Annotated in this window: 7 protein-coding genes; 1 reads left to right on the top strand and 6 read right to left on the bottom strand. The window is 74.1% G+C overall.

What is annotated here, in order from left to right; all coding sequences use genetic code 11:
• Nucleotides 1–828 (bottom strand): S8 family serine peptidase (locus FK498_RS14325; protein ID WP_141855666.1); only part of this gene is annotated, 828 nt, incomplete at its 3' end.
• Nucleotides 829–1,002: 174 nt separating this feature from the next.
• Here FK498_RS14325 and FK498_RS14320 point away from each other — a divergent pair.
• Nucleotides 1,003–4,092, top strand: coding sequence for an AAA family ATPase (locus FK498_RS14320; protein WP_161988424.1), 3,090 nt, complete (start codon nt 1,003–1,005; stop codon nt 4,090–4,092).
• On the opposite strand, the gene FK498_RS14315 is transcribed toward FK498_RS14320, so the two are convergent.
• From FK498_RS14315 to FK498_RS14295, 5 genes are all read right to left on the bottom strand, one after another.
• On the bottom strand, nt 4,093–5,706 hold the full coding sequence (locus FK498_RS14315; RefSeq protein WP_141855664.1) for a serine hydrolase: 1,614 nt from the start codon (nt 5,704–5,706) through the stop codon (nt 4,093–4,095).
• A gap of 121 nt (nt 5,707–5,827) precedes the next feature.
• A complete protein-coding gene (dxs, locus tag FK498_RS14310; RefSeq protein ID WP_141855662.1) occupies nt 5,828–7,756 on the bottom strand; it encodes a 1-deoxy-D-xylulose-5-phosphate synthase in 1,929 nt (642 codons plus the stop codon).
• A gap of 4 nt (nt 7,757–7,760) precedes the next feature.
• Nucleotides 7,761–8,669 (bottom strand): polyprenyl synthetase family protein, encoded by a 909-nt coding sequence (locus FK498_RS14305; RefSeq protein ID WP_141855661.1) that lies wholly within the window; start codon nt 8,667–8,669, stop codon nt 7,761–7,763.
• Nucleotides 8,666–8,941 (bottom strand): exodeoxyribonuclease VII small subunit, encoded by a 276-nt coding sequence (locus tag FK498_RS14300; protein ID WP_237560955.1) that lies wholly within the window; start codon nt 8,939–8,941, stop codon nt 8,666–8,668. The genes FK498_RS14305 and FK498_RS14300 overlap by 4 nt, the downstream gene beginning before the upstream one ends.
• Nucleotides 8,942–9,008: 67 nt before the next feature.
• Nucleotides 9,009–9,754, bottom strand: a 746-nt coding sequence (locus FK498_RS14295; RefSeq protein WP_141855660.1) for an ATP-binding cassette domain-containing protein, incomplete at its 5' end; no start/stop codon positions are given.

Genomic DNA, 9,754 nt, shown 5'->3' with positions numbered 1-9,754 from the left:
GGCGGGCACGGCCGGTTCGAGGAAGTCGGTCCGCGTCACGCCGAGCTGGACGAGATAGAGATCCGCCCCCGGCGCGACGCCGCAGAGCGTGCGCGCCGCGCCGTCCGCATCCGCGACCGGGAAGGGCGAGCCCGCGGCGAGCGAGGCGACATGCGTCCCGTGCAGCCCGGCGGCCAGCAGCGCGGGGTCGTAGTAGTTGGCCTGCGGGTCGTAGGGGCTGCTGCCGGTGGCGCACCAGCGCGCGATCTCGGCGCGGCCGTACGCCACGCCGTAGCCGGCGGCGAAGCCGTGCCCGGGCACCGTATCGAGCGGCTCCGGACCGCCGCCCGGCGCGTTCTGGTCCCAGAGCCAGGCGATGCGCGGCGAGCCGTCCGGCCGCCGGAACGCAACGTGATCGAAGCGGAAGCCGAAATCGACCACGCCGAGCGCGATGCCGGCGCCGTCGAGCCCGGCCACGCCCTCGGGAAACCAGGCATCCTTCGGCAGCACGGTGGCCGCACGCGCACGTGCCGGCGGCGGCGGGGCGACCGGTCGCGGCGCACGCAGGGCGCGCAGCTCGGCCCCGGCTTCGCGGAACAGCTCGTTCAGCGGTCGGCGGGCATCCTCGCCGCGCTCGATCACGAGCTCGGCCTGGAAGCGACCGCGCTGGCGCCGCGCGCCCAGCATGGCGACCTTCCGCCCGGCCTCGGCGGGGTCCGCGAGTTCGGCGATCCAGTTCCGCCGGCCACGCCCGTCGCCGCGCAGGATGTCGTGCAGGACGTGCGGATCGATCCGCACCCCGGCGCCGAGATCCGGCACGGCCGGCAGTCTGACACTGTCGTCGTCCATCGCGACGCGATCCCCCCTGGCCCGGCCCGCATGGATGCGGCACCATCCTGGTCCGGCCCCGACGGCCTGTCGATCCGTCGCTCCGGGCCGGGAACGACGAGGCCGTCACGTCACCCGGCGTCACGCTTAAGGGTGCGCGAAGAGTGGGCGTGTGACCCGGATCACATCGAACGGATGAGCACCGACCTCCCCACCGCCTTCGGCCCGCAGGCGGGCTCGGCCTGGCTGCCGCAGGACGAGGCCGAGCGGCGCCAGGTGACGGTCGCGTTCATCGACATGGTGGGCTCGAGCCGGCTCGCCGCCATGCTCGACCCCGAGGACATGAGCGAACTGATCGTCGCCTACCGGCGCGCCGCGGGTGCCGCGATCGAGGCGCATGGCGGCTACATCGCGCGCTTCCTCGGCGACGGCATCCTCGCCTACTGGGGCTTCCCGCGCGCGCGCGAGGACGACACCGCGCGCGCCGTCTCGGGCTGCCTCGCCGTGCTCGACGCGCTCGATGCGCTGAACGCGGCCGGACTTGCGCAGGGCCAGCGCATCTCCGTGCGCATCGGGGTCGAGACCGGCATCGTCGTGGTCGGCCGTCTCGGCGCGCATGACCCGCGCGCCGAGGCCGACATCGTCGGCGACGCGCCCAATCTCGCCGCGCGGCTGCAGACGCGCGCCGAGCCGGACAGCATCGTCACCACGGCCGCGGTGCACGCGCTGATCGCGCACCGCTTCGCGATGGTGCCGGCCGGCGAGATGGAGGCGCCGGGCCACACCACGCGCGTCGCGCTGTTCCGGGTGATCGGCCCGGTTGCCGGTGCCGGCCGGACGCGGCCGCTGCGCGCCGACCGGCTGTACGGGCGCGCGCAGGAGCAGGCCGCGCTGGATGCGCGCTGGCGCGACGCGGCCGCGGGCCGCGGCTCGGCGCTCGCGCTGGTGGGCGAGCCCGGCATCGGCAAGTCGGCGCTGGTCGGGCATCTGAGGCGCACCGTGGCGGCGACGGGCGGGCTGTGGCATGCCGCCTTCTGCCAGCCCGAGGGAGCGACCAACCCGCTTCTGCCGGTGCGCGACCTGGTGCGCGGGGTGCTCGGGACGGCCGACCCGGCCGCGCGGCTCGCGGCGGTCGCGCGCGAGGCGGCGTTCGAGCCCGAGGCGGCGACGCTGTTGCGCCCCCTGATCGATCCGCAGGCGCCGCTGCCCGCCCTGCCCGGCGTCGGCGCGGCGGAGCGTCTGCGGCGCGTCGCCGCCGCCGTGCTGGCGCTGGTGCGGACGGCAGGAGCGCGCCGGCCCGCCACGCTGGTGGTCGAGGATGCACACTGGGCCGACGATGCCTCGCGCGCGGTGATCGCGGCACTCGCCGAGGAGGCGCGCCGGCTGCCGGTGCTGCTCGTGCTGACGGCCCGGCCGCAGGGTTTCGAGCCGCCTGCCGCGCTCGGCCGTGACGGCACGCTGGCACTCGATCCGCTGCCCGCCGGCGCGATCGAGGGGCTGATCGCCAACCTGGATCCCGAGGGCACGCTGGACCCCGCGGCACGCACGCTGATCGCCGACCGCGCCGAGGGCAATCCGCTGTTCGCCGAAGAGCTCGTGCAGCTCTGGCGCGAGGCGAAGGCGCAGGGGCGCGGGGCGGAGATCCTCTCGCGCACCTCCTCGCTCAACGACTCGCTGCTCGCCCGGCTCGACGCCCTCGGCGAGGCGCGGCCGGTGGCGCAGGTCGCGGCGGTGATCGGACGCGAGTTCGGCATCCCGCTGCTTGCGCGCGTGCTCGAACTCGACGAGGCGACGGTCGCCGGGGCGGTCGAGGCGCTGGTCGCGGCCGGGCTGGTGCTGGAGACCGCGGCCCAGGGCGCGACGCACGCCTTCCGCCATGCGCTGGTGCGCGACGCGGCCTACCACTCGCTGCTGCGCGCGCGCCGCCGCGCGGTGCACGCCCGCGTCGCCGGGCTGCTGCTCGCCGAGTTCCGCCCGCTGGTCGAGGCGCGGCCGGAACTGCCCGCGCAGCACCTCGAGGCGGCGGGCGAGATCGACGAGGCGATCACCTGGTGGACGCGCGCCGGCGACCGCGCGGCGACGCAGTCGGCGAACGCGGATGCGCTCAGGCTGCTGCGCCATGCCGAGGGGCTGGTGCGGCGCCTGCCGGGCGGGCCGCAATCGCTGCGCCGGGCGGAACTGCTCATCCGCATCGGCGGGCAGGAGCTCGCGGTCAGGGGCAATGCCGCGCCCGAGCTCGAGGCCGCCTATGCCGAGGCCGTGACGATTCTGGAGACGATCGGCGAGACCGACCATCCGGCGATGTTCGCGGCACTCTGGGGGCTGAACACCTACTCGATGGTGCGCGGCGACATCCCGCGCGCGCTCTCGCTCGGCCAGCGGATGCTCGGCATCGCCGGTGACGAGGACCGGCTGATCCAGGTGCACCGCGTGCTCGGGCTTGCGCATCTGCTGCGCGGCGAGCACGCGGAGGCCGAGCGGCATCTCGCCGAGGTGGTGGCGCGCTACGATCCCGCGCGGCACGAGCATCACCGTTTCGCCTACGGCTCGGATCCGGCGGGCGTGGTGCTCGCGCATCTCTCGTGGAGCGAGATGATCGGCGGGCATTTCGCCGCCTCGGACACGCATGCGGCCGAGGCGGAGGCGCTGGCGCGGCGGATCGCGCATCCGCACACGCTCGCCCATGTGCTGGCGGTGGATGCGCTGCGCCGGCTGATCGCGCGCGACCGCGGCGGAGCCGCGGCGCGCAGCGAGGAGGTGGTTCGCATCTCCGCCCAGCACGGCTTCCCCTACTGGTCCGCCTGGTGCGCGGTGGTGGGGGCGGCGGCGATCGAGGCCGCGGCGTCGGAGCGCGGCGAGCGCATCGAGGAGGCCGTGGCGTCCTATCGCGCGACCGGCGCGTTGCAGCTCGTGCCCTGCGCCTTGGCCCTGGCGGCGGAGTGCCGACTGGAGGAGGGCCGGCCGCACGCGGCGCTGGCGCTCCTGGAGGAGGGAGCGCGGATCGCGGCCGCGACGGGTGTCGCCCTCTACTCGCCGGAGATCGCACGACTGGCGCTGGCCGCGCGCCGGGCGGCGGGGCTGGCGCCCGAGGAGTCCGCGGAGACGATCGCCGCACATGCGGCGGCGCGCGGGGCCGGGCTGTGGGCCTTGCGGGCGCTGGCGATGGCGGTGCGCGAGGATCGCGCCGCCGCGCCGCGCCTCGCCGCGATGCTCGACCGGCTGATCGCCGAGGGGGCGGATCCGACGCTCGAGGATCTCAGGGCGGCGCGCGCGGTCCTGGCGTGATCAGCCCGCCCCCTCGCGTGCGTAGCGGACCGACTTGACGCGCCCGCCATGCACGATCAGCGCGCTGATCGCGCCGGCGGCATCGCGCTGCACGCGCACGTCGAGCCAGGCCCGCGCGACCGTCGCGGGGATGTGCACGCGCACGTCCTCCGCGGTGATCGGCTCCACCGGCCAGGCCGGCCCGCGCACGACAGGCCCGTGCGCGCACACGCTCATGCCGGTGCCGTCGCGCGCGATGGTCCAGCGCGCCGCCATCTCGTCGCTGACATAGGTTCCGGGCAGGTCGGCCGGCAGCGTCGCGCCCGACGGCACGCGCCGCCAGATCCCGGTCACGCCGGCATCGCGCTCGACCTCCACCGCATCCGGCCCTGCTCCGCGCACGGTGATCGGCACGCCGCTGCGCGGCACGCCGAGCCGCCCATCCTCGGTCGCCTCGGCGACCGCCGCCAGGCCGTTGGCGACGAATGTCACCGTGCCGTCCTCGGCGACCTCGATGTCGAGCGTCGCGCCCGTGTCCGGATCCATGTAGCGCCCGGCGAGCCCCGCCACCTCGTGCCGCGGAGGAGGTTTCGGCGCGGGTACGGCGCCGCGCCGGTCCAGCACGATGTCCAGCACCCGATGGGCGATCTCGCCCGGGTCGATGCCGCCATGGTTCGCGATCACGATCACGGCCGCGTCCTGCCGCGGCGCACGCAGGAACTCGGCGCGGTAGCCGGGCCAGAGCCCGCCGTGGCTGACCGTCGGCACGCCGCGATAGCTGCGCAGCCTCAGCCCGCGCGCATAGTGGTTCGCGGCGCCGTTGCGGAACGGCGTCGCGCGCTCCAGGGCGGCGATCACGCCGGGGCTCGGAACGAGCCCGGAACGGGCATTCGCGGCCCAGATCGCGAGATCGACGACCGAGGAGACGAGCCCGCCCTCGCCGCCGAGAGGGAAGGCGTGCGCGGCGCGGACGAGGCTGCCGTCCCGCACGACATAGCCGGTGGCGAGGTTCCCGATCGGTGTCTGCGGGTCGGGCACGTGCCGGGTCGAGGTCATCCCCAGCGGGGCGAAGATCTCGCGCTCCAGCACCACGGCGAGCGGGGCGCCGGCGAGTTTCTCGACGATCAGGCCAAGCAGCAGGAAGTTGCTGTTGCTGTAGAGGTAGCGCGTGCCGGGCTCGAAGTTCAGCCTGCGCTGGCGGCGGATGCCGGCGAGCAGATCGGCGGTCGTGACCGGCGTGCCGAGATCGGCGCCGCCCAGGCGCAGGATCTCCAGCATGTCGCGGATGCCGCTCGTGTTGTGCATCAGGTGCGCGATGGTGACGGCCTCGTACGCTGCGGGCAGGTCGGGCAGCAGGCTGCGCACCGGCGCATCGATGTCGAGCAGGCCGCGCTCGGCGAGCAGCAGTGCGGCGGCACAGGTGAACTGCTTGCTCACCGAGGCGATGCGGAAGCAGGTCTGCGCGCCGATCGGCACGCCGAGCTCGAGGTTCGCCATCCCCGCGTGGCGGTGGGCGACCAGGGCGCCGCCCTGGACCACGCCGACGGTGACGCCCGGCATGGCGTCGCCGCGCCACGGCTCGATCAGGCGGTCGATGCGGTTGCACAGGGCGCGGCGATCGAGGTCGATGTCCATCGGCTCAGGGAACAGAAGGCCGTGGCGGGCCGCAAGGCCCCCCCACCCCGCGTCGATCGGGCCGCGGGCGCGATCTCCGGAGGGGGGCTGGGGGGGACGACCGTCGTCCCCCCAGGTTTTCTTAGGCCCTGGCCGGCTGCGCCGTCGCGTCCGTCATGCCGAGCGCACCGAGGGCGGTGGCGACGATGTGCCGCGCGTTCAGCCCGGCCTTCTCGTACTGCGCATGCGGCTTGTCGTGGTCGATGAAGAGGTCGGGCAGCACCATCGGCCGCACCTTCGCGCCGCTGTCCAGCAGCCCGGCATGGGCGAGGTCGTGCAGCACGAAACTGCCGAAGCCGCCGATCGAGCCCTCCTCGATCGTGACCAGCACCTCGTGCTCGCGCGCCAGGCGATGCACGAGGGCGCGGTCGAGCGGCTTGGCGAAGCGCGCATCCGCGACCGTCGTCGACAACCCGCGCGCGGCCAGCTCGTCGGCCGCCTTCAGGCACTCGCCGAGCCGCGCGCCGTAGGACAGCAGCGCCACCTTGGTGCCCTCGCGCAGGACGCGGCCCCTGCCGATCGGCAGCACCTCGCCGCGCTCGGGCAGGGCCACGCCCACGCCTTCGCCGCGCGGATAGCGGAAGCCGATCGGCCCGGCGTCATAGGCCGCTGCGGTCGCCACCATGTGCACGAGCTCCGCCTCGTCGGCCGCCGCCATCAGGACCATGTTCGGCAGGCAGCCGAGATAGGCGATGTCGAAGCTGCCGGCATGCGTCGCCCCGTCCGCGCCCACCAGCCCGGCCCGGTCCATCGCGAAGCGCACCGGCAGGTTCTGGATCGCGACGTCGTGCACCACCTGGTCGTAGGCGCGCTGCAGGAACGTCGAGTAGATCGCGACGAACGGCTTCATGCCCTCGCACGCCATGCCGGCGGCGAAGGTGACGGCATGCTGCTCGGCGATGCCGACATCGAAGCAGCGATGCGGGAAGCGCTTGGCGAAGGCGTCGAGGCCGGTGCCGGCCGGCATCGCCGCGGTGACGGCGACGATGCGCGGGTCGGCCTGGGCCTCGGCGATCAGGGCATTGGCGAAGACCTTGGTGTAGGAGGGCGGCCCGGCCGCGCCCTTCGTCTGCTCGCCGGTGACCACGTTGAAGGTGGAGACGCCGTGATACTTGTCGGCGGAGGCCTCGGCCGGCGCGTATCCCTTGCCCTTCTGCGTCACGACGTGGACGAGGATCGGACCGACCGTCTCCTCCGCCTCGCGCACGTTGCGCAGCACCGGCAGCAGATGGTCGAGATTGTGGCCGTCGATCGGGCCGACATAGTAGAAGCCGAGCAGCTCGAACAGCGTCCCGCCCGTCAGGATGGTGCGCGCGATCTCCTCGGCGCGCTTGGCCGTGCGCTCGAGGGGCTTGGGGAAGCGGCGCGCCATGCGCGCGGCCGCCTCGCGCAATCCGGTGTAGGAACGGCCCGAGAGCAGGCGCGAGAGATAGGCGCTCATCGCGCCGACGGGCGGCGCGATCGACATGTCGTTGTCGTTGAGGATGACGATCAGCCGGGACTTCGAGGCGCCCGCGTTGTTCATCGCCTCGTAGGCCATGCCGGCGCTCATCGCGCCGTCGCCGATCACGGCGATGACGTGCCGGTGGTCGCCCTTCAGGTCGCGCGCCACCGCCATCCCGAGCCCGGCCGAAATCGAGGTCGAGGAATGCGCCGCGCCGAACGGGTCGTACTCGCTCTCGGAACGGCGGGTGAAGCCGGAGAGCCCGCCGCCCTGGCGCAGGGTGCGGATGCGGTCGCGCCGCCCGGTCAGGATCTTGTGCGGATAGGCCTGGTGCCCGACATCCCAGATCAGCCGGTCGTTCGGCGTGTCGAAGACGTGGTGCAGGGCGACCGTCAGCTCGACCACGCCGAGCGAGGCACCGAGATGCCCGCCGGTGATGGAGACCGCCTCGATCGTCTCGCGGCGGAGCTCGTCGGCGAGCTGCTTGAGCTGGGCTACCGAGAAGTTGCGCAGGTCGGCGGGCAGGTGCACCCGGTCCAGCATCGGCTTGACGGCCTGTGGGGTCATGCTCTCACGCCCGCCGTGTGATGACATAGGAGACGAGGTCGCGCAGCAAATCCGCCTTGTCCTCGAACGTCAGCAGATGGATGGTGGCCTGGTCCGCGAGGAACCGCATATGCGCCTCGGCCCGCGAAAGCCCCATCAGCGACACCAGCGTGGCCTTGCCGGCCGCGGCGTCCTTGCGGGGCGTCTTTCCGATTTGTTCCCTGGTGCCGGTCTCGTCAAGGATATCGTCCGCGATCTGGAAGGCGAGCCCGAGATCGCGGCCGTAATGCGCGAGCGCCTGGCGCTGCTGAGGCGGCGCCTTGCCCAGGATGGCCCCCGCCTCGCAGCACCAGGTGATCAGCCGGCCGGTCTTGAGCATCTGCAGCCGCGTCACCTCGTGCTCGGTGAGCGGCGCGTTCTCGGCCAGGAGGTCGATCATCTGCCCGCCGGCCATGCCGCGCGCGCCGGCGGCCTGGCCGAGCGTCGCCACCAGCGTGCAGCGCACGGCCGGGTCGCTGTGGGTGTCGGGCTCGGCCAGCACCTCGAAGGCCAGCGCCTGGAGCGCATCGCCGGCGAGGATCGCGGTCGCCTCGTCGAACGCGCGGTGGCAGGAAGGCTTGCCGCGGCGGAGATCGTCGTCGTCCATCGCCGGCAGATCGTCGTGCACCAGCGAGTAGGCGTGCAGCATCTCCACCGCCGCGGCGACGCGCAGCGCGCAGAGCCGGGCGACGTTGAACAGCGCCGCGGTCTCCAGCACCAGGAAGGCGCGGATGCGCTTGCCGCCGCCGAGGGCGGCGTAGCGCATCGCGCGGTAGAGGCGCGACTGCGCATCCTCGCCCTGCGGCAGGAGCCGGTCGAGCATCGCCTCGACCTCGGCGGCGGCCCCGGCCATGGCGGCACCGAGGCGGCCCTCGAGCGCGACCGGCACCGTCATGCGTCGGTATCGAGGGGCTCGGTGCCCGAGGCCGTGCCGCCGGTCTCGACGATCCGGCTGACCTTGGCCTGCGCCTCGGCCAGCTTGGCCGCGCAGTGCCGGCGCAGCGCATCGCCCCGCTCATAGGCGCGGATCGCCTCCTCGAGCGAGCCCTTGCCTGCCTCGAGCCGGCCGACGATCCCCTCGAGCTCGGCAAGCGCCTCCTCGAAGCTCATGCCCTGAAGGTCCGCCATCCCCTCCGCCTGACGCTGCTTCTCCGGCCTGACGGCCATCGTCCTGATCCCCGGTCCTGCCCGCCCAGCCTACATCTCGCAGACCGGGATGGCGATGGAAAGCCGTTCAGGCGGCCAGCGCCTCGAAGCGCGGCGAGGCCTCCAGCAGGGCGCGCGTATAGGGGTGCTGCGGCGTGTCCAGGATCGCATCGCGCGGCCCCTCCTCGACGATGCGGCCGTCCTGCATCACCGCGATCCGGTCGGCGATCCGCGCCACCGCGCCGAGATCGTGCGAGACGAACAGGCAGGCGAAGCCGCGCTCGCGCTGGAGCCGGGCGAACAGCTCGAGAACCTGCTTCTGGATCGTCATGTCGAGGGCCGAGACCGGCTCGTCGGCGACCACGAAGGCGGGATCCCGCACCAGCGCCCGCGCGATCGCGACCCGCTGGCGCTGTCCGCCGGAGAGCGCGTGCGGGAAGCGCGTGCCGTAGCCCGCGAGCCCGACCTCCTCGAGCATGGCGGCGACACGGCGCAGCCGTTCGGCCCGGTCCAGCCCCGCGGCCAGCTTCAGCGGCTCCTCGACGATCTCGGCCACGCGCATGCGCGGATCGAGCGAGGCGTGGGGGTCCTGGAACACGAGCTGGCAGTCGAGCCGGAAGCGCTGCCGCGCCGCGCGGTCGGACCAGTCCATGGGGCGGCCGCGGAAGCGGAGTTCGCCGGCGGCGAGCGGCACCAGGCCGAGCAGGGCACGGCCGAGCGTGGTCTTGCCGGAGCCCGACCCGCCGACCAGCGCGACCGTCTCGCCCGGCCGGACGGCGAGGCTGACGCCGCGCACGGCCGCGACCGCGGCGACCGCGCGGCGGAGGAGCCCGC

It is taken from the genome of Elioraea sp. Yellowstone, assembly GCF_006704265.1.
GTDB lineage: Bacteria > Pseudomonadota > Alphaproteobacteria > Acetobacterales > Acetobacteraceae > Elioraea.
The sequence above is the reverse complement of the archived record's forward strand: the minus strand, read 5'-3'. Positions and strand labels throughout refer to the sequence as shown.